21 protein-coding genes are annotated in these 20,091 nt (G+C 65.1%); 6 read left to right on the forward strand and 15 right to left on the reverse strand.

Annotation, left to right across the window (positions count from 1 at the left end; all coding sequences use genetic code 11):
* Nucleotides 1–256 precede the first annotated feature (256 nt).
* Nucleotides 257–1,585: an ATP-binding protein gene (locus GCN78_RS00005; RefSeq protein WP_152249695.1), complete on the forward strand. Its 1,329-nt coding sequence runs from the start codon at nucleotides 257–259 to the stop codon at nucleotides 1,583–1,585.
* Here the strand turns inward: GCN78_RS00005 and GCN78_RS00010 are convergent.
* From GCN78_RS00010 to GCN78_RS00045, 8 genes are all read right to left on the reverse strand, one after another.
* The gene (locus GCN78_RS00010) at nucleotides 1,582–2,907 is read right to left on the reverse strand and encodes a response regulator c-di-GMP phosphodiesterase, NosR family (protein ID WP_152249697.1); all 1,326 of its coding nucleotides are present in this window, start codon (nucleotides 2,905–2,907) and stop codon (nucleotides 1,582–1,584) included. The genes GCN78_RS00005 and GCN78_RS00010 overlap by 4 nt on opposite strands.
* A 14-nt stretch (nucleotides 2,908–2,921) precedes the next feature.
* Nucleotides 2,922–4,385: an ATP-binding protein gene (locus GCN78_RS00015; protein WP_152249699.1), complete on the reverse strand. Its 1,464-nt coding sequence runs from the start codon at nucleotides 4,383–4,385 to the stop codon at nucleotides 2,922–2,924.
* 14 nt (nucleotides 4,386–4,399) lie between these two features.
* Nucleotides 4,400–5,239, reverse strand: a complete 840-nt coding sequence (locus tag GCN78_RS00020; protein ID WP_152249701.1) for an HDOD domain-containing protein — start codon at nucleotides 5,237–5,239, stop codon at nucleotides 4,400–4,402.
* Entirely contained in the window at nucleotides 5,236–5,580 is a 345-nt protein-coding gene (locus tag GCN78_RS00025; RefSeq protein WP_152249703.1) for a hypothetical protein, read from the reverse strand. The genes GCN78_RS00020 and GCN78_RS00025 overlap by 4 nt, the downstream gene beginning before the upstream one ends.
* Before the next feature lie 8 nt (nucleotides 5,581–5,588).
* Entirely contained in the window at nucleotides 5,589–6,452 is an 864-nt protein-coding gene (locus tag GCN78_RS00030; protein ID WP_152249705.1) for a response regulator, read from the reverse strand.
* 147 nt (nucleotides 6,453–6,599) lie between these two features.
* Nucleotides 6,600–7,064, reverse strand: a complete 465-nt coding sequence (locus GCN78_RS00035; protein WP_152249707.1) for a hypothetical protein — start codon at nucleotides 7,062–7,064, stop codon at nucleotides 6,600–6,602.
* A gap of 81 nt (nucleotides 7,065–7,145) precedes the next feature.
* Entirely contained in the window at nucleotides 7,146–8,408 is a 1,263-nt protein-coding gene (locus GCN78_RS00040) for a DEAD/DEAH box helicase (protein WP_152249709.1), read from the reverse strand.
* 85 nt (nucleotides 8,409–8,493) lie between these two features.
* A complete protein-coding gene (locus GCN78_RS00045) occupies nucleotides 8,494–9,552 on the reverse strand; it encodes an Lnb N-terminal periplasmic domain-containing protein (protein WP_193316559.1) in 1,059 nt (352 codons plus the stop codon).
* A gap of 182 nt (nucleotides 9,553–9,734) precedes the next feature.
* Between GCN78_RS00045 and GCN78_RS00050 the strand changes: the two genes are divergently transcribed.
* On the forward strand, nucleotides 9,735–10,439 hold the full coding sequence (locus tag GCN78_RS00050) for a hypothetical protein (RefSeq protein ID WP_152249711.1): 705 nt from the start codon (nucleotides 9,735–9,737) through the stop codon (nucleotides 10,437–10,439).
* Between the two features lie 2 nt (nucleotides 10,440–10,441).
* Here GCN78_RS00050 and GCN78_RS00055 read toward each other — a convergent pair whose 3' ends face one another.
* The gene (locus GCN78_RS00055; protein ID WP_152249713.1) at nucleotides 10,442–11,611 is read right to left on the reverse strand and encodes a mandelate racemase/muconate lactonizing enzyme family protein; all 1,170 of its coding nucleotides are present in this window, start codon (nucleotides 11,609–11,611) and stop codon (nucleotides 10,442–10,444) included.
* Between the two features lie 100 nt (nucleotides 11,612–11,711).
* Between GCN78_RS00055 and GCN78_RS00060 the strand changes: the two genes are divergently transcribed.
* Both GCN78_RS00060 and motA read left to right on the forward strand, forming a co-directional pair.
* Nucleotides 11,712–12,632, forward strand: a complete 921-nt coding sequence (locus GCN78_RS00060; protein WP_152249715.1) for a LysR family transcriptional regulator — start codon at nucleotides 11,712–11,714, stop codon at nucleotides 12,630–12,632.
* A gap of 42 nt (nucleotides 12,633–12,674) precedes the next feature.
* Nucleotides 12,675–13,538, forward strand: a complete 864-nt coding sequence (gene motA / locus GCN78_RS00065) for a flagellar motor stator protein MotA (protein WP_070255446.1) — start codon at nucleotides 12,675–12,677, stop codon at nucleotides 13,536–13,538.
* A gap of 22 nt (nucleotides 13,539–13,560) precedes the next feature.
* Here the strand turns inward: motA and GCN78_RS00070 are convergent, their stop codons facing one another.
* The 3 genes from GCN78_RS00070 to GCN78_RS00080 form a co-directional block, all read right to left on the reverse strand.
* Nucleotides 13,561–13,959, reverse strand: a complete 399-nt coding sequence (locus GCN78_RS00070) for a VOC family protein (protein ID WP_152249717.1) — start codon at nucleotides 13,957–13,959, stop codon at nucleotides 13,561–13,563.
* 235 nt (nucleotides 13,960–14,194) lie between these two features.
* Nucleotides 14,195–16,012 (reverse strand): DUF4153 domain-containing protein, encoded by a 1,818-nt coding sequence (locus GCN78_RS00075; protein WP_152249719.1) that lies wholly within the window; start codon nucleotides 16,010–16,012, stop codon nucleotides 14,195–14,197.
* Between the two features lie 102 nt (nucleotides 16,013–16,114).
* The gene (locus GCN78_RS00080; RefSeq protein ID WP_152249721.1) at nucleotides 16,115–16,552 is read right to left on the reverse strand and encodes a hypothetical protein; all 438 of its coding nucleotides are present in this window, start codon (nucleotides 16,550–16,552) and stop codon (nucleotides 16,115–16,117) included.
* 81 nt (nucleotides 16,553–16,633) lie between these two features.
* Here GCN78_RS00080 and GCN78_RS00085 point away from each other — a divergent pair, with 81 nt between their 5' ends.
* On the forward strand, nucleotides 16,634–17,017 hold the full coding sequence (locus tag GCN78_RS00085; RefSeq protein WP_152250256.1) for a MerR family transcriptional regulator: 384 nt from the start codon (nucleotides 16,634–16,636) through the stop codon (nucleotides 17,015–17,017).
* Nucleotides 17,004–17,423, forward strand: coding sequence for a DUF4952 domain-containing protein (locus tag GCN78_RS00090; protein ID WP_152249723.1), 420 nt, complete (start codon nucleotides 17,004–17,006; stop codon nucleotides 17,421–17,423). The genes GCN78_RS00085 and GCN78_RS00090 overlap by 14 nt, the downstream gene beginning before the upstream one ends.
* A 57-nt stretch (nucleotides 17,424–17,480) precedes the next feature.
* Here the strand turns inward: GCN78_RS00090 and GCN78_RS00095 are convergent, their stop codons facing one another.
* The 3 genes from GCN78_RS00095 to GCN78_RS00105 form a co-directional block, all read right to left on the reverse strand.
* The gene (locus tag GCN78_RS00095) at nucleotides 17,481–18,122 is read right to left on the reverse strand and encodes a choice-of-anchor C family PEP-CTERM protein (protein ID WP_152249725.1); all 642 of its coding nucleotides are present in this window, start codon (nucleotides 18,120–18,122) and stop codon (nucleotides 17,481–17,483) included.
* A gap of 139 nt (nucleotides 18,123–18,261) precedes the next feature.
* Nucleotides 18,262–18,756, reverse strand: coding sequence for a ribonuclease E activity regulator RraA (gene rraA, locus GCN78_RS00100; protein ID WP_152249727.1), 495 nt, complete (start codon nucleotides 18,754–18,756; stop codon nucleotides 18,262–18,264).
* A gap of 32 nt (nucleotides 18,757–18,788) precedes the next feature.
* Nucleotides 18,789–20,024 (reverse strand): MFS transporter, encoded by a 1,236-nt coding sequence (locus GCN78_RS00105; protein WP_152249729.1) that lies wholly within the window; start codon nucleotides 20,022–20,024, stop codon nucleotides 18,789–18,791.
* Nucleotides 20,025–20,091: the final 67 nt, after the last annotated feature.

The following is a 20,091-nucleotide window of genomic DNA, read 5'->3' on the forward strand; positions in this document are numbered from 1 at the left end:
TGCTCGACACGGCCGTCGCCACCGCCTCGGACCAGGGCTGGCGCCGGCCGCTGCTGGCGTGGCTGGGCGTGCAGCGCCTGCGCGCCGAACAGGCCGGGGACACGCAGGCGGCGCAGCGCATCGCGCGGCGCATGGCGATCGTCGAGCAACCGCTGGCCCCGTGACGCGCCGCTGACGATGGCGGCCCAAGGCAGGCGGAATCAGGCATAATCGAGCCAGGATGACAGCTATGCCGTGCAGGCAGCGAGGTGTGACGATGCAGTTCGAGGATTTCGACCTTTCCACTCCCGATACCGGCCGGCATGCGGCGGCGGCGCCTGGCGACGACGCGTCGGCCGCCACGGCCGTGCGCCTGCAATACCTGCTCGACAATACCCCCTCCATCATCTATTGCACCGTGCCCAGCGGCGACTTCAAGATGACGTTCGTCAGCAACAATGCCCTCAATGTGCTGGGCTACCAGCCCGAGGAGATGGTGGCCGATCCCAATTTCTGGTTCGACCACATCCACCCCGACGATGCGCCCGGCATCTTTTCCAGCCTGGCGCAGATCTTCGTCGAAGGCGCGCGCGCCTACGAATACCGTTTCCGCGTGCGCGACGGCAGCTATCTGTGGATGCACGACAGCCTGCGCCTGGTGCGCGACGAGCATGGCGTGCCGTTCGAAGTGATCGGCTCGCTGACGGACATCACGGAACGCAAGGGCATGGAAGCGATGCTGCAGGCGCGCGGCGAAGAGCAGCAACTACTGATCAGCAAGCTGCAGGAAGCGCACGACCAGCTGCTGCAATCGGAAAAGATGGCTTCCATCGGCCAGCTGGCGGCCGGCATCGCGCATGAAATCAATAACCCGATCGGCTTCGTCAACTCGAACATGAGTTCGCTGCAAGGCTATGTCGCCACCCTGTTCGACGTCATCGCGCAATACGAGGCGGCGATGCGCGCGCCGCTCGACGGCCCCGCCCTGGCCGCGCACGTGACCGAGGTGCGCGCGCAGGCCGACCTGGCCTTCCTGCAGGAGGACATCGGCGACCTGGTGCGCGAATCGATGGATGGCCTCAAACGCGTGCGCGACATCGTGCAGGCGCTGAAGGATTTTTCCCATGTGGGCGAAACGGACTGGCAAGTGGCCAGCCTGCACGCGGGCCTGGATAGCACCCTGAATATCGTCGCCAACGAATTGAAATACAAGGCGCGCATCGAGAAACACTATGGCGAACTGCCGCCGATACTGTGCCTGGCCTCGCAGCTGAACCAGGTCTTCATGAACCTGCTCGTCAACGCGGGCCAAGCCATCAGCAGCGATGGCGTGATCAGCATCCGCACGGGTCACGCCGACGACTGGGTATGGGTGGAGATCGGCGACACGGGCGCCGGCATCGCGCCCGAGCACCTGCACCGCATCTTCGAGCCGTTCTTCACCACCAAGGCCGTGGGCAGCGGCACGGGCCTGGGCCTGTCGCTCTCGTACGGCATCGTCAACAAGCACGGCGGACGCATCGAGGTGACTTCGGAAGTGGGCCAGGGCACGCGCTTTACCGTGCACCTGCCCGTCTCGCCGCCGGCGGCCAGGGCCGCGTCCTAGCCCTGCTTGACGGGCGCGTACACGCGGATGCTCAGGCGTCCGCCATTCTTGCTTTCGAAATCGAGCAGCTGGGCGATCACGCGGGCCGTCAGCACGTGTTCGGCCGCCAGCAGCATCAGGCCATCGCGGCTGATCAGGTCGCGCGACAGCACCATGCCCGGCTCCAGCTGGCCCGACAGCACGGTCAGGTCGCGCGCCGGCGGCTCCGTCTCGTCCATGATGGCGCGGAAGGCGGCCACCACGGCCGGGTCGTAGCGCTTGCCGACGCTGTCGTAGATCAGGGTGCGGGCCTCGTCGGCGCGCAGGCTGCGCTGCACCATGGCGCCGATCTGCAAGCCGTCGTAGTCCGACGCCAACGCCAGGATGCGCGCGCCCAGCGGAATGGCCAGGCCCACCAGGCCATCGGGAAAGCCGGCGCCGTCGAAGCGCTCCAGTTGCGAGCGCAGGATCACGGAGACGGCGCGCAACTCGTCGAGCGCCATCAATAATTGTTCGGCGCGCAGCGGATGCTTGCGGAACGCGGCCAGCTGCTCGCCCGTCCAGGCGCTGGCCGGCAATTCCAGCAGGTCGTCGGTCAAGCTGAGCTTGCCGATATCCTTGAGCAGGGCCGCGATGAACACGTCGCGCGCCTCCTGCCCTTCCAGGCCCAGCGCCAGCGCCAGCTTGCGCGACAGCTCGGCCACCCGCCGCGCATGGCCGGCCAGCTTGCCGCCGCGCATCTCGATCAGGTTGGAAAACACCTTGATGGTCGTCACGAACGTGGCCTTCAGGCGCTCGTTGGCCGCCTGCACCTCGTCGTGCGACAGTTTCAGCTGCTGCGTGCGCGTGGCCACCTTCGCTTCCAGGCTGGCGTTGAGCGCCTGCAGCTCCACGTTCTGGCGGGCCGTCAGCACTTCCAGGCGCTGTTTTTCCTGCTCCAGCGCGCGCCGTTCCAGCGCGTGGCGCACCACCAGCACGATATCGTTGTCGTCCCAGGGCTTGGTCACGTAGCGGTAGATCTCGCCCTGGTTGATGGCGTCGAGGATGGACTGGATGTCGGCATAGCCGGTCAGCAGCAATCGCATGGTGCCGGGCCAGCGCTGGCGCACCTGGGCCAGGAACTGCGCGCCGTCCATGTGCGGCATGCGCATGTCGGAGATGACCAGGTCCACCGCCTCGCTCTCGAGCAGGGCCAGGCCGGCCGCGCCGCCGTCGGCCGTCAGCACGCGGTAGCCGTGCGGGCGGAACAGGCGCCGCAGCGACGACAGGATATTCGGCTCATCGTCGACGCACAGGATGGTGGGCGGCGCGGCCGCGGTGCTGGCGCTGGTACTGGTGCTCATGCTGTCCTGTTCGGTCATGGTGCGACGGCCTGCGCCTGGCGCACGGGCAAGGTGATGCGGAAGGTGGTGCCGCGGCCGATGACGCTGCGCACGTCGATGCGGCCATGGTGTTTCTGCACCGTCGTGTAGGCCAGCGACAGGCCCAGTCCCGTGCCCTTGCCGACGGCCTTGGTGGTGAAGAAGGGGTCGAAGATGCGCGACAGGTGTTCGGGCGCGATGCCGGCGCCCGTGTCCTCGACCTCGATCCACACTTCCGTGTCGTTGTCGCTGCCCGTGCGCAGGGTGATGCGTCCGCGCGCCTCGCCCATGGCATGGGAGGCGTTGACGACCAGGTTCATGATCACCTGGTTCAGCTCGGAAGGCTGGCATTCGATATCGGGAATGTCGGCATACTCGCGCACCACGTCGGCCTTGTACTTGACTTCGTTATTCACGATATTGAGCGTGGTATCGATGCCCTGGCGCAGGTCGGCCCAGACCCACTCCTGGTGCGCATCCGTGCGCGAAAAATCCTTCAGGTCCTGCACGATGCGGCGCACGCGCGCGATGCCTTCCTTCGATTCCCCCATCAGCATGGGGATGTCGGTGCGCAGGAAATCCAGGTCGATCTGTTCGCGCAAGGCGCGCAGGCGCGCCGCCACCACGGGGTCGGCGACGGCCGGCTCCGCTTCCTCATAGGCGTCGAGCATGGAAAACAGGTCGTCCAGATAGCCTTCCAGGGTGCCGACATTGGAAAACACATAGCCGATGGGATTGTTGATCTCGTGCGCCACGCCGGCGGCCAACTGGCCGATCGAGGCCAGCTTTTCCGACTGCAGCAGCTTTTGCTGGGCCAGCGACAGCTTGCTGTTCAATTCCGTCAGGGCCAGGTTACGCTCGCGCAATTCGAGATCGGCGATCTGGCGCTGGCGGATATCGTCGGCCAGGCGCTCGTTCATGTCGGCCAGCTGGGCCGTGCGCTTGGCCACCAGGTGTTCCAGATTGTCGTGCGCCTTGCGCAGCGCCTGTTCCGCCAGGCGCCGCTCGCTCACGTCGCGCAGGGTTTCGATGGCGCCCACCAGGCGTCCCTGGCGGTCGCGCAGGGGCGCCGCCGTGAAATGCAGCCAGTGGCCGTCGGGGCCGATATCGGCAAAGAAATCCTCGGCCTCAAAGGCGCCGGGGATCACGGGGGAGCGCTTCAGCTTGCCAAGGTAGAGGTCATTTTCGCCGAGCGCGATATCGTCGGCCACCAGCAGGTCGGCCAGGCAGGCGCGCGGCTGCGGATAAAACGCCTTCCAGTGGTCGCGCGTGCCGACCATCTCGGCGGCCGTAAAGCCCAGCAACTGTTCGCAGGCGCTGTTCCAGTGCGTGATCACATGGTCCGTGTCGATGGCGAACGTGGCCACCGGATGGCCATCGAAAAACGCCGACAGCGCGATGGAATCGCTCTTGCGGCGTTCCGGCGTGGCGGGCAGTGCCTGTCCTGCGTCTGTGTCCATGGCCTCTATCCTGTTCATGCCAGCATGATCCGCGACATTTCATCGAAGGTGTGTTCGGTTTGCCCCAGCAGCGCCAGCCAGGCCGGCTCGTCCAGGGTGACGCTGCGCCAGCCGGCGGGCGACAGGGGCGGCACCAGCGCATCGTCGACGCCGGCCAGGTCGAGCCCCAGGGCGACGGCATTGGCCATGTGCACGGCCAGCGGCAGGCCGCCCGCCTGCAGGCGGTCAATGGCGTGGTGGTCGGCCACCGCCTGCTGTATCGCCTCGGGAAACTTCCAGTAGGCGGCCAGGGCGCTGCCCACCTGCGCGTGATCGATGCCGATGACGGCCAGTTCCGCCTCGGCCATCTGGCAGTCATGCGCCTGGCGGTAGCTGCGCACGAGCGCGTGCTCGGCCGGGAAGCGCGTCACCAGCACCAGGGTGCCCAGGTCGTGCAGCAGTCCGGCCGTGAACGCCGTTTCGGGATTGACGCGCAGGTGCGGCGCCAGCAGGCGCGCGGCGATGGCCGTGGCCAGCGAATGGCGCCAGAACGCCTGGAAATCGAAGCCGCCGCTGACGGGCGCGAAACTGCCCGTCAGGGCGCAGGCCGTGACGACGGTGCGGATGCTGTGAAAGCCCAGCACGGAAACGGCTTGCGGAATGCTGGTGACCTTCGATTGCATGCCGTAGAACGAGGAGTTGGCGATGCGCAGGGTCTTCGCCGCCAGGGCCTGGTCCAGCTCGATCTTTTGCGCCAGCACGTGCACGTCCGTGTCGTCCTGGTCCATGCTCGACAGCAGTTCCAGCACCACCACCGGCAGCGAAGGCAGTTCCTGTATCTGGCGGATGATGTGTTCAAAACTGAGCCGTGTCATGCCGCGCCCCCTTGCCGGTAGCGCTGCAGCAGCGCCAGCAGTTCCGCCCCGGCGGAATCGGGCGGCGTGGCGCGGAACAGCACGGCCAGCCGTTCCAGGCGGCGCACCCGTTCCTGCTCGGCATGTGCCTGCGCGGCGGGGTCAGGCTCCGCTTCCATGACGACGTGGCAGCGCTCCACATTGCGCCTGCGCAAAGCCGTCAGGTTCGCCGCCGTCAGGGTGGCGCCCTGGGCCAGCAGCACGGCGCCGCTGGCGTCGCTCAGCGCCTGCGCCAACACCATGCCCTCCTGCGCCTGCTCCATGGAAATCTCGCGTCCGCTTTCACTCACACTTTCACTCACGCTACCACTCATGTGTCCACTCCATGACGACTCAGGGTGACCAGGCTGCCGCGCGAGCGCGAATGCAAGCCCATCGGATGGACCGCCACGGTATATGGCTGGCCATCGATGGCGGCCAGGCAAGGCGCCCCCTGCCCATCGAATAATTGCGGCAAGACGATCGCCGCCTCGTTGCCCAGCAGGGCCGCGCCCCGTTCGAACAGATTGGCCGCCGCCGCGTTGATGAAGGCGATCATGCCGTCCTCGTCGAGTCCGATCACGGGCAGCGGCAGAAATTGCAGCAATTCGCGCGCGATGCCCAGGCTGACTTCATCGCGGCTGATCTGGTGCTGCTGCTGGCGCACCAGCGCCTGCATGGCGGCGTTGGCCGCCGCCAGCGCCTGGTTGGCGTCGCGCAACTGGGCATTGAGGCGCACATTGTCGTCGTCGATGCCCTTCAGGCGAAAGGCTTCGGCGATATGCTCGCGCAGCTGATGGTCTTCCCAGGGCTTGGTGAGAAACTTGAAGATGGCGCCCTCGTTGACGGCGTCCGTGACGGCTTGCAGCTCGGTATAACCGGACAGCATGATGCGGATGGTTTGCGGACACAGCAGCTTGGCCTTGCGCAGGAAGTCGGCGCCCAGCATGCCGGGCATGCGCTGGTCCGACACGATCACGTCGACGGCATGGCTGGCCAGCACGTCGAGGCCTTCCTGGCCGCTGTTGGCCGTGAGGATATGGTAGCCATCGCGCCGCAGCAGGCGCTTGAGGGAGGCGAGGATATTCGGCTCGTCATCAACCAGCAGCAGGATGCGCGGCGGCGCAGCCCGCTGCCCGGCATCCGCCGTCAGCGCCGCGCTACCCGGCACACCTTGCTCGTCGTGCACATCCATCGGACCATCCTCTCATCGCCACGGCGATATCGGAGCTTGCCTGGAGGGGGAATCCGCCGCGCGAGAGCATTTTGCGAGTCTTGCGCGGCAGCCAGCTTGCGTTGAAATTATACGACTAAATATTCCTTCATTGCACTTATCCGGCACTTATCCACGCCGTGCCGGACACGGCGTGTCGCGGTAAAACACAAAGCCGCCCAGGCCGATGGCCCTGGTATCGGCTTTCACGCCATACACCAGCGTGTTCTTGTCCGCCTCGATGCGCAGCAGGTTCAGGTGCTGCACGATTTGCGCGTGCGACAGTTCCAGCGAGGGGGTCGGCGCCAGTTGCAGGCGCAGCTCCGACGTGGCCGCATCGTACGCCCAGCGGCCCGGATTATAGAAGGCGAAGCCGCCGTCGAAACGCAGGCTGCCATCCTTGAACTGGGTCAGGCAAATGCCGGGAAATTCGCTGGGCGGGTTGTACCAGGTGGCGGCCACGGCGGCATCGGCCGGCGCCTTGCCCGGCATCTGCATGCCGGCCGTGCCATCGTTGCCGCCCATGCCGGCGCAGGCGGCCAGCGCCGCGAGGCAGGCGGCAGCGGCCAGCCGTTTGATCATGATCCTGTACATGCACGTCCCCTTGCTTTATAGAAACACAATCTTAGTCCGGGAAACGTGGCCGTTCAAGCGGCTAACGCACATAAGGGGGATTTAATTGTCTTCGGACGTCCTGGCCGCCATGGCGGCGGCTTCGCGCAATTTATCCTTTTTGCTCTTGCGCGCGCCTTTGACGCCGCCGTTGACCGTGTCGGTGACGGGATTCACCGCCGTGGGCAGTTCCGTCGGCTCGAAACCGGCCACCACTTCGCGCACGATGCGCAAGTCGTTGCGGTTTTCGATCAGGCGGAAATGCGCTTCCGTATCGGCCGTCACGAAACTGATGGCCGTGCCGCTTTCGCCGGCGCGGCCCGTGCGGCCGATGCGGTGCGTGTAGTCGACGGCCGAGCGGGGCAAGTCGTAGTTGACGACGGCCGGCAAGCCGGCGATGTCGATGCCGCGCGCGGCCACGTCGGTGGCCACCAGCACCTGCAAGCGGCCCGCCTTGAAGTCGGCCAGCAGCTGGCTGCGCGTGCCCTGGCTGAATTCGCCGTGGAAGGCGCCCACGTGCAAGCCCGCGCGCTGCAGCTTGTCGGCCACGTGTTCGGCCGCGTACTTGGTGGCGACGAACACCAGCACCCGCTCCCACTGCTGCTGCAGGATCAGGTAGCGCAGCAGCTGCGTGCGGCGCGGCACGTCGACGGTGATGGCGCGCTGCACGATGTCGGGCTTGTCCTGCGGTTCGGACGCCACTTCGATGCGCACGGGTTCCTGCAGCAGGCTGTCGGCCAGCGCCTGCACGCTGTCGGGGAAGGTGGCGGAGAAGAACAGGTTCTGGCGTTGCTTGGGCAGCAGCGCCAGGATGGCGTTGATCTCTTCGCTAAAGCCCATGTCGAGCAGGCGGTCGGCTTCATCCAGGACGAACAGCGACACGCCGCCCAGTTTGACTGCGTTCTGGCGCACCAGGTCCAGCAGGCGGCCCGGCGTGGCGACGACGATATCGGCGCCGCCGCGCAAGTCCATCATCTGCGGATTGATCGACACGCCGCCGAACAGCACGGAAATCTTCAGTTTGACGGGCAGCGGCTTGGCCAGCGCGTGCACCGTCTGCCCCACCTGCGCCGCCAGCTCGCGCGTGGGCACGAGGATCAGCGCGCGCACCTGGCGCGGACCGGAAGCGGGCGCCATCAGCGCCTGCAGCAGCGGCAGCGCGTAGGCGGCCGTCTTGCCGGAACCCGTCTGCGCCGCGCCCAGCACGTCGCTGCCGCGCAGGATGGCGGGAATGGCGGCCGCCTGGATGGCCGTCGGCGCGGCATAGCCGGCCTTGTCGACGGCACGGACCAGGGCGGGAATCAGACCCAGGGAGGAAAATGGCATAGCGGGCCTTCTTATTATTTAGTCATGAAGTGAGACCGGCCGCAATGTGCGGCCGGTCGGAATAGCGACAGTATAAAGCAGGTGCCTACTGCCTGGGCATTTGCAGCTTCGGGTGGCCCGTTTCATCGTAGCCCGGCATGCCGCGCCGGATGGCGTGCGAAAAGTCCGCGTCGTCGTTGGCGGCCCGCGCGCGCGCCGTGACGTGGCCGCCATCGCGCAGCTGCTGGAAGCTCAAGCCCGGCACCAGGCCCTTGACGTCGAACAGGTAGCGGTCCAGGTAGCCCGAGGCCATCAGCCGGTAATCGAGCGGCAGGCCGGGCACGACGCGGCGCACCATCTCGAAGACGATGGTGGTGCAGTTCGCCGTCAGGGTGTTGTAGAAGCGCGGCTGGTTCTTCAGCGCCTGCGCCTCGTCCAGGTAGGCGAGGAACAGCGAGCGCATGGCCGCCTTCGGCATCATCACGCGGTACAGGTGCATGTCCTCGCCGCGCGCATTCGTGCGCACGCGCAGGATGTCGCGCTCGTCGGCGGCGATCAGGCTCATCTCGAAATGCTTGAAAAAGCCGCCGATGGCGGAAAAGCTCTCGCCCTTTTCCTTGCGGATCTCGATGGAAAACGTCAGGAAGCGCCCGTCCGCGAAACCGAACGAGATCAGGGTATGCGCGATGTACGGCCCCGTCCAGTACGACAGCGCCGTGTCGACCGTGCGCAACTCGTCGAGGTCGTAACTGCGCCGTTCCCACTTGACCGTGTAGTCGTCGTCGCTGCGCCAGTCGAAATTGCGCACATTGTCCAGCGTGACGGTGCTGCCCTTCACCGCGCCCGTGACGTTGCGCGCCACGTCGTCGGCCCACACGCGCTGCTGCTTCGGCGTGATCAGGCTCCACCACACGAGCAGCAGGAGAAAACCGGCCGCATACGGCAGCAGCGCGCGCGCATCGCCGCGCGTCCACCACAGCACCACGCTGGCCACGCCCAGCGCGCCCCACAGCAACGCGCCGATGGCTTGCGCCGCCATGCCGCCGGACAACTGGTACCACAGCGCCAGCGCCCCCCACAGTGCAGTCAACAGGAGAATCAGGGAAACGGCCATTTTGCCGAGGGTGCCCAGCACGGAGCGGGCACGATGTGATAAGAAAGTCATGCCGCAATTATAGGGGCAAGCGCGGGAACAGGTGCGTTCAGGCAAATGCCGCGACACAGGCCGCAGTATTAAAAGCATTGCTTGCCCGCCAATTTATTTCATGAGAGCATATTGCCAAAATAAAATGTATAGACAAGGTGTACTGTCACGGCAGCGGCGCCTTGGCCTTCCCAGGAGATATCTTGCAGCATCAATCCCTCTACGCCCTCGCCGGCAGCCTCAACTCGCTCTTCATCGTCGTCAGCCTGCTTGGCCTGTGGTCGCAGCTGAAAAAGATCTGGCGGCGCAAGCACGATGCCGGGGTCGGCGCCGGCAAGACGACGGACATCCTGTCGCTCAACCAGTTCACCGTCAGCTTCCTCGCGTATTGCGCGTTCTTTGTGTATGGCTATTCGATCACGCCGTTCAACCATTACATCGTCTGGCCGCGCCTGATCGCTTCGCTGATCGCGCTGGCCATCCTGTATGAGATCTACCGCGACCGCCGCAGTCTGGCGGCGCGCCATGCGCTGCTGGCCTGCGCGCTGCTGCTGGGCGCCGGCATCGCGGGGCTGGCCTTCGGCCCCACCTTCACGGACGAAAAGCGCGTGCTCTCGCAAAGCCTGATCGTCGCCGTCACCGTGCTGCTGGCGCAGGGCTATGCGCACCAGATCCGTCTGATCTGGCGCTCGGGCAGAACGGGCGCCGTGTCCCTGACGATGAGCCAGTTCATCCTGGCGATGGATGCCAGCACCATCTTCTTCGCCTGCGTCATGGGACTGGCGACGGGCTGGCCCTTGCTGCTGCTGGCCTGCGTCAGCGCCACGACCAAGCTGATCATCATGTGGCTGTTCCGCTGGGAAAAGAGCAGCCCCGCCGCGCAGGTGAAACGCCAGGCGCCGGCCTGAGCCTACTGCCCGCTCAGCACCCGCATTTCCGCATACAGGTTGGCCTTGCCCTCGAAGCCGATGCCAATGAGGTCCGGCATGGTGATGTGGCCGTTTTCCACGCGCACGCCGTCGGGGAAGCCGCCAAACGGCTGGAATAAATCGGGGTACGATTCATTGCCGCCCAGCCCCAGGCCCGCCGCGATATTCAGCGACATCTGGTGGCCGCCGTGCGGAATGCAGCGGCTGCGCGACCAGCCGTGCTGGTGCAGCATGTCCAGCGTGCGCAAATATTCCACCAGGCCGTAGCTGAGGGCGCAGTCGAACTGCAGCCAGTCGCGGTCGGCGCGCATGCCGCCGTAGCGGATCAGGTTGCGCGCATCCTGCATGGAAAACAGGTTTTCGCCCGTCGCCATCGGCTTGTCATAGTAGCTGCGCAGGGTCGCCTGCAGCTCGAAATCGAGCGGATCGCCCGCCTCCTCGTACCAGAACAAGTCGTACTGACGCAGCGCCTTGGCGTAGGCGATCGAGGTGTCGAGGTCGAAGCGGCCGTTCGCGTCCACGCACAGCTTCTGACCGTCCTGCAGCACGTCCATGATGGCGTCGATGCGGCGCAAGTCCTCGTCCAGCGAGGCGCCGCCGATCTTTTTCTTGACCACCGTGTAGCCGCGGTCGACATAGCTGCGCATCTCGTCCTGCAGGGCGGACAGGCTCTGGCCCGGATAATAATAGCCGCCCGCCGCATACACGAAGACCTGTTTGTCGGGCACGCCCGTGCCGTGGCGCTCGGCCAGCAACTGGAACAGCGGCTTGTTCTCGATCTTCGCCACGGCATCCCAGATGGCCATGTCGATGGTGCCGATGGCCACCGAGCGCTCGCCATGGCCGCCCGGCTTTTCATTGGTGTACATGCAATCCCAGACCTTGTGCGGGTCGAGGTTGCCGCCGTCATCCGTGACGAGGCTGGCCGGGTCGGCGTCGAGGATGCGGGGGATGAAACGCTCGCGCATCAGCATACCCTGGCCGTAGCGGCCATTCGAATTGAAGCCGTAGCCGACGACGGGCTTGCCGTCGCGCATTACGTCCGTGACGACGGCCACCAGGCTCAGCGTCATCTTGCTGAAATCGATGTAGGCGTTGCGGATGGGGGAAGCGATGGGGATGGTCTTTTCGCGGATCTCGACGATTTTCATGCTGGTCTCCTGTGGCTGAAAAACAATGACGCCAGCTTACCCGCGATATGCAGTCGTATAATCGCTTCCAATTTAAACCATTATTCACTTGAGGTTAATAATGAAAAGCGACGCCACCACGGAAATGGCTTTCTTTGTGCTGCTGGCCAAGCTGGGCAGCCTGTCGGCCACGGCGCGCGAGCTGGGCATCACGCCGCCCGCCGTCAGCAAACGGTTGGTGCTGATGGAGCAGCGCCTTGGCGTGCGCCTGCTGAACCGCAGCACGCGGCGCATCAGCCTGACGGGCGACGGCGAAAGCTATCTGCAGCAGGCGCGGCAAATCCTCGACGACATCCGCGCCATGGAAGAGTCGCTGGCCAGCGGCAGCGCCGAACCCAAGGGGCTGTTGCGCGTGAATGCCACCCTGGGTTTCGGGCGCACGGTGATCGCGCCCTTGCTGTCACAGTTCGCCCTGCGCCACCCGCAGCTGGAAGTGCAGCTGCAGCTGACGGACAGCCCCATCAACCTGGTCGAGCAGGCCTACGACCTGGGCATCCGCTTCGGCGACTTGCCCGACACGCGCCTGTCGGCGCGGCGCATCATGTCGAACCGGCGCTTCCTGTGCGCCTCGCCCGCCTACCTGCAGGCGCACGGCACGCCGCACACCCCCGACGAACTGGCGCGGCACCGCTGCATCGTGCACCGGCAAAACGACGACGCCTACGGCATCTGGCGCTTGAGCAAAGGGCGCGCCACGCACACGGTGAAGGTGCGCGGCACGGTGGCCAGCAACGACGGCGACGTGGTGCTGGGCTGGGCACTGGACGGCCACGGCATCCTGCTGCGCTCGGAATGGGACCTGGCCCGCTACCTCGACAGCGGCCGCCTGCGCGTGGTGCTGGCCGATTACGCGCTGGCGCCAGCCGACCTGTACGCCTACTACCCGAGCCGGCACCAGTTGCCCGCCAAAGTGCGCGCTTTTATCAATTTTCTCGGTCAGCAGTTGCAGCCGAAAGCGGCCACGGCAGCCGAATCAGGTTAAACTACAATATTGCGATATGGCAATATTATGAAGGAGTAAGTTTTGCTAGTCATACTCGGATTTCTCGTCGTGCTGTTTTCCGTCTTCGGCGGCTTCGCCATGCAGGGCGGCCACCTGGCGGCCCTGTTCCAGCCGCTGGAACTGCTGATGATCGGCGGCGCCGCGCTGGGCACCTTCTTTGTCGGCAACGACGCCAAGGCCATCCGCGCCACGTTCGCCGCCCTGCCCACCCTGTTCCACGGTTCGCAATACACGAAGGCGCGCTATATGGAATTGATGGGCCTGATGTATGAAATCCTCAGCAAGATCCGCAAGGAAGGCTTGATGTCGGTCGAGGACGATATCGACGACCCGTACCGCAGCCCCATCTTCGTGAAATACCCGTACACGCTCGGTGACGAGCACATCCTGGAATTCATCACCGATTATCTGCGCCTGATGGTGTCCGGCAATATGGATGCTTATCAGATCGAAAACCTGATGGATAACGAGATCGAGACGCACCATGAAGATGCGGAAATGCCGATCCAGACGATTTCGCAGCTGGCCGACGCCATGCCCGCCTTCGGCATCGTGGCCGCCGTGATGGGCGTGGTGCACACGATGGCGTCCGTCGGCTTGCCGCCGGCCGAACTGGGCGTGCTGATCGCGCAGGCGCTGGTGGGCACCTTCATCGGCATCCTGCTGGCCTACGGCTTCATCGCGCCGCTGGCCAGCTTGCTGCGCCGCAAGCACCACGAAACGGCAAAGATGTACCAGTGCGTGAAAGTGACCCTGTTGGCCAGCCTGAACGGCTATGCGCCGGCCCTGGCCGTGGAATTCGGCCGCAAGGTCATTTCCGCCACGGAACGCCCGTCGTTCAGCGAACTGGAAAACCACGTGCGCCAGGTGCGCACGAAAAACTGATCCAGCCTGTTCACCTCAGGCGTCAGGCTTCCGGCGCCGTCCAGACCAGGTTCCACAGGTGGCCATCGACATCCTCGAAGCCCTGGTCATACATGAAGCCATGGTCCTCGGGCGGATGCGGGATGCGCCCCCCGGCGGCCGCTGCCTTGGCGATCAGGCTGTCCACCTCTTCCCGGCTTTCGCAACTGAGGCAAATGACGAGTTCATTGGCTTGCCTGGCATTCGCGACCGGCTTGTCGATCAGCGACTGGAAGAACGGCTCCGTCGTCAGCATGGCCTGGATGGCGCCGTCGACGATGTGCATGAAGGCCGCGTTCTCGCCGCTGAAGCGGGGATCGAAGGTAAAGCCGAGCGCGGAAAAGAAGGCCTTGGATGTGTCCAGGTCCTTCACGGGCAGGTTGAGGATGATCTGTTTGTGCATGGCGTTTCCTGGCTTCCTCGGTGAAGGTGGAATGGGCAAGCCGTGCGCCCTCCCGGCGACGGGTGGCGGCACACAACATTGACACGCTGGCGAAAAAAGCGTTCCGCCAGAATATCAACAAATACAGAAAACGCAAAAAAGTGACGGGCAGGTGAGCGATGGCTTGCGGGTCGATCCCGCCTGCCTCGCAAGGTTGTCTCATGCAGATGCCAGGCGCCACTCCTCGCCCGGCCATTTACGGGGTCGGTGCCGTCTCATCCGGGCAGCTGACCTCGTCCTCTGGCGTATATAAGGTCATCGGCACGCGCTGGCCGTCCACTTCCAGCTCGCGCACCTTCGGCGGCACCAGCTGGAACTCGCCCGCCTGCAGTTTCTCGCGCAGGGGCTTGCAGCGCAGGGCATCGACGGGGATTTGCCCGCGCGCATGCCAGCTGCCGTCGTCCTTTTCCGCCAGCAATACCGACGAGGCGCGCGGATCATTGCTGATCAGCAGCACGTCCTGCTTGCCGTCGCCATCGAAATCGAGCAGATACGCATCGCACTGCTGCCCTGCCCGCTTCAAGCAGGCGGGCAGGCGCCAGGCAGGGCTCACTTGCGTCCAGTCCTGGCGCAGGAAACTCTCCGGCAGCTTCGCCGTGGCCGGGCGCAGGGTCAGGTTGATCGACACGTCGCTCAGCGCGCCCGTCTCGTCGAGGCGGTTCTGGCGCTTGAGCATGGCCTCGGCGCGGGCCCGCACGATGGCCGCGTCCGGCCCCGTCGTGCGCTGCGTCAATTCCTGCAGGGCCGCCTGGCCGTAGCGGGCGCCCTCGAAGCGCAGGTACTCGAAGTCGAACTTGTCCACGCTGACTTTACCGCTGTCGAGGCGCGCCATCTGGCTGGCCACGGAAATGCGCGCCGGGTCCGCCAGCGGCGAGAACAGGGCGAACAGCACCAGCAGGGTGACGAAGGCGGTGGCCACGTTGACGTTGGCGATCAGGTGCAGCCAGTCACCATACTTGCTGGCCGCCCAGGCATAGCCGACGGCGTAGCAGGTGGCGACGAGCAGGCAGGCGGCAGCGATCAGGCGGTCGGCCGTCCAGCCATGCGACATCACGCGCAGGGTCAGCGCATAGATGGCGATGCCCACCACCCACGGCAGCAGCAGGCAGGCCAGGCGCGTGCCCAGGCGGATGCCGCGCGCCACGCCATGGCCCACTTCGCCATTCTGGAAGGCGGCATTGATCAGCACCACCAGCACGCCGGCCATGCCCAGCAGCACGGACGCCGCATGGCGCGTGGCCCACAGGCGCTCGAAGCCGATGAAGGGCAAGGTCAGCAGGAAACCGGAGACGAGCACGGCGGCGATCGGCATCAGCCACGACAGCAGCACCAGCAGCAAGGTGCGGATGCCGCGCACGATGGATGGGCGCACGTCCGTGATGTGGATGGCGAACGAAAAGGCGAAGCAGATGACGGGTATCACGAACCAGGCCTGGCCCAGCAGCTTTTTCAGGAAACTGAGCTTGATCAGCAGGAACAGCTGCCCGCCCAGCCACAGCACCAGCCACAGGCCCAGCACGAACAGCAGGGAGAACAGCAGCTGGATGCCCAGCTTCCAGGCGATTTCAAAATAGGTGGGATAGCGGGCGATGCGCCGGCCATCCTGGGCGCTGGCCAGCACCAGCGCGTGGGCGATATACAGGCCCACGACGCTAAAGCCGAACAGCTGGGCCGAGATCACGCGCAGCGGCGCGCCCGGCTTGTAATTGCCCCAGATCACGTGCTCGGCGCCGCGCGCCACATCGTGCCAGGCCAGCACGGCCAGCACGGCCGCCGCGCCCGCCATCCACAGGGCGATGCGCTTGATCGACATATGGCCCAGGCTGGACACCAGCAGGATGGGCAGCAGCAGGCTGATCAGCATCAGCGGGCCCAGCAGATACGCTTCCGTGGCGGGCCAGACCTTGTCTTGCGCCGTGCTGTACAGCCAGTACAGCAGCAAGCCTTGCAGCAGGCCCGTCACCAGGCGCGTCACCGCGATGCGCGGCGCCACCACCGGATCGAGTAGCGCCATGTTTTTTCCTGCGGCATCCTGCTGCATAATCATTCCCTTAATAGTCGTTCATTGCAGTCATTGTTGCACTGCGAGCACGGCCATTATTGCATTTCGTTATCGTCATCTCAATAACGATTCGCGCGCTTGCCCTTCCAGCCCGCCCTCGCTGCGGCGCACCGGCAGGCTTTGCGCGAGACCAAAGGCCAGCTCCGGCACGAGGAACAGCCACAGCAGGGGCTGGCCCGTCACCAGCAAGGCCCACGCCATCCAGGTGGAAAACAGGTAGCGTGCCACCGCGTCGTAACGGCCGAAGCGCGGCTGCGGATCGAGCATGCGCAGCACCGACCAGACCATCACCACGCTGCCCAGCAAGCTGCTGATGAGCAAATGAAACGGTCCGAAGACGGGCAGCGGCGCGCCGCCCAGGGCCAGATTGAGGGTGTTCAAGTGCTCGCGCATGAGCAGGAACGTCCACGGCGTGGTAAACGGGGCAATCATGACCACATCATAAATGGCGCTGGCGCGCACCACGCGGCGGAAGGCGGAAACGGACAACATGGCAACTCCTGTGTATGGAAAGCATCCATTCTCAAGGCTGGAGTACACTCCATGGTCAAGCATTTTATGAAAGAGAATCCCATGCAGATCGGCGAGATGGCACAGGCGACGGGCTTGAGCCGCGATACCCTGCGCTTCTATGAAAAGCGCGGCTTGCTGCGCGCGCGGCGCGGCGCGAATGGCTACCGCGACTATCCGCCCGAGGCGGCGGACTGGCTGCGCTACCTGCGCACGGCGCAGCAGCTGGGCTTTACCCTGGCCGAAATCGAGGCCGACATGCCGCTGCTGGCCGGCGCAGGCGATCCGGCCATGGCGGAACTGCTGCGCGCGGCGCTGGCGCGCAAGCTGGCCGACATCGATGCGCGCATCGCCGGGCTGAACCAGCTGCGCGGCGAACTGGCGCGGCGCATGGAAGCGCAGGCGCAGGCCTGTCCCTTGCGGGGAGACGCCGATGCCGCTCGCTAAACTGCTGCCGTGGCTATGCCTGCTGGCCGCAGGTGGCGCGCAGGCGGCCGAGCTGAGCTGCGGCGATTTCCTGTCCAGGCAGGGCCGGAAGCCCGCTTACATCGTCTACCAGGGTTGCCAGCAAAATATGGCGCGCCAGGACCAGCCGTTCGAAGCGCGCTACGAAGTCGATGGCCGGCATGCGCAGCAGGCGGAAGCGTATCTGCGGCGCGCGTATGGCTTGCCCAGGCTCCAGCGCTATTGTTGCATGTGGGACAGCACGCGCCATTCCTGGCGCGACCGGCGCACGGGCTACAGTTACGTCATGTTCATGGCCACGGAAGAAACGCCGGTGCGCACGCGCGCCGCCTGGCCGCGGATCGAGCGCTTTGTCGTGCAGGTCGACGGCTACGCGCAAGACCCCTGAACAATAAAAAACCGCCTGGGCATGGCCGCAGGCGGTTGATGTGGAGCAGAAGCGGATTTACTTGGCGGCCTTGCGGCGGCGCAGGAAACCCATCAGGCCCAGGCCGGCCAGCAGCATGGCGTAGGTTTCCGGTTCCGGCACGGCGGCCATCACGGACACGTTGTCGATCACGGCGCCCGAGTAATTGTCGAACGGCGTGCCCGCCTTGGCGGCGCTGGCGAACGACAGGGTCGCCAGGCCGGTGGCGCCGGCCGTGAAACCAAAAGTATTGGCGTACAGGGTGTTCGAGACGGCGTCCGTCGAATAGAAGTTCCGCACCACGCCGCCAAGATTGACGGTCACGCCCTGGCCTGCGGGCCCGCCGGAATTGCGCACCATGTCAAAAGTCAGCTGATAGGTTTGGCCGGCAACGACATTGAAATTTTGCGACAGGAAACCCGGACCAGGCGTGCCCAGCATGTCGATGCTGTAGCCATCGATGGCGTTGTAGGCATTGCGGATCAAGTCGACGGAACTGGCACCAACGGTCCAGCCCGTAATGGCCGAGGAACCGCTGTTGACGACATGGAAGCCGCTGGAAAAGGTGTAGCCAGGAGCGACCGATTCAAAATTGCCATTCGTGATCAGGTTGACGGGGCTGGCGCTGGCGGTGCCTGCGGCGAACAGGGCGACAACTGCTGCGATGGTGGCGATTTTCATGGTCTGATTTCCTTACTTAATTAACATTAAAGTTACCTTAAGTGAAATCATATCTCAGCCATGATGAAAATCAAAGAACTTTGCAAAAATATATTTAATGTGAACAATTTGCAACACCTATTACCCCATGAAAAGCAATTCAATCGAGTTCGTGCCGCGCCACCAGGATGCCGTCCGCATCGGCGTAGATCCAGTCGCCCGGGTGTACGGTCACGCCGCTGATCTGCACGCGCACGTCGCGCTGGCCCGCCCCCGTCTTGTTGCTCTTGCGCGGATGCGTGGCCAGGGCGCGCACGCCGATCTGGCAGACATTGATTTCCTCGCTGTCGCGGATGCAGCCATCGACGACGATGCCGGCCCAGCCATTGCTTTCGGCCAGCACGCCCAGCTGGCCGCCCACCAGCGCGCGGCGCAGGCTGCCGCCGCCATCGATCACCAGCACATGACCCCGGCCCGGCGTTTCCAGGGTGCTGCGCACGAGCGCGTTGTCCTCGAACACGTGCAAGGTAGTGGCGGGGCCGCTGAAGCGCACGCGCTGGCCGAAGGCGCGGTACACGGGCGGCAGCACGGCCAGGGTGCCATCGTCCAGCATGGCCGCATAGTCGTCGCACAGGTCGGTGGTGGCAAAGGTCATGGGGACTCCTTTCGTTGCAGATGGCAACGATTCTATGCCTTTTGCAGCGCGGCGGCACGTGTTTTGCCGCCCACGCCCACGGCCGTGGCAATCGCCAGCGCCTGGAACACGCCGATGAAGACGAACAACAGGGCCGGATGGTCGCCATCCATCAGCGCGCCAAAGAACAGGGGGCCCACGGCCAGGCCGCTGTCGAGGCCCGAATACACGACGCCGTACACGCGCCCGGTGGCATTCTTCGGCGCGGCCGCGCGTATCATCAGGTCGCGCGACGGGCCCGCCACGCCCGACGTCAAGCCGATGGCGCCCATCAGTACCACGGCACCCCAGGCCGGCACGACGGCCATGGCCAGCAGCACGGCCAGCAGCGCGGCGGCGGAAAAGGCGATCGCCACGTTGCGGTCCGGCTGCTTGCTGCGCGCACCCACCACGCCGCCGGCCAGCATGCCCACGGCCGAGGCCAGCATATAGGCCGTGTAGGCGCTGGTGGCCAGCGCCAGGCTCATGCCGTACAGCTTGACGAGGGCCACGCTGGCAAAGCTCTGGATGCCTCCCAGGGCGATGGCGGTAATGAAGAAGAAGGCAAAGCACATCCACACGGCCGGCAGGCGCAGGAAGTCCAGCGTGCCTTCGCCGCCGGCGACCTGGCCTGGCGCGGCCTTCTTCAATGGCTCGGGACGGATGGCGTGGCGGTTCAGGAACAGGATCAGCAGCACGCCGAACGGCAGCACGGCCGCGCATTGCAGCGCCACCCGCCAGTCATAATGCGTGGCGACATACGTCATGAACACGGGCGCCAGGGCCCAGCCGATGTTGCCGCTGATGCCATGCACGGAAAAGCCGTAGGCCACGCGGGCCGCGGAGACGCGCTGGTTGAGGATGGTATAGTCGGCCGGATGGAACACGCTGTTGCCCATGCCGGCCAGCATGGCGCCCAACATCAGCGCCGCATAGCTGTGCGCGGTGGACAGCGCCAGCGCGGACACGCCCAGCAGGAAAATGCCGGAAAACAGCACGGCGCGGGCGCCGAAGCGGTCGACGACAAAGCCGGCCAGCGCCTGCCCCACGCCCGAGATGATGAAGAACACCGTCATCAGCAGGCCCAGTTCCGCATACGACAGGCCGAAGGCGGGCTTCAGCCAGACGAACAGGGCCGCGAGGATCAGGTGATAAAAGTGCGACACGCCATGCGCCAGCCCCACCAGGGCGATGACGCGCGCGTCGCTGCGCAAGGTGGGGAGTTCGGATGCCGAGTTAGTTGTTATCATGTCATACCCTGTCTTATACTGGTGAAGCTCAAGTGTATGCAAAATATCATCGTCCGTTTTCCGACAG

Origin of the sequence: Janthinobacterium rivuli (assembly GCF_009208735.1) — a bacterium.
GTDB lineage: Bacteria > Pseudomonadota > Gammaproteobacteria > Burkholderiales > Burkholderiaceae_D > Janthinobacterium.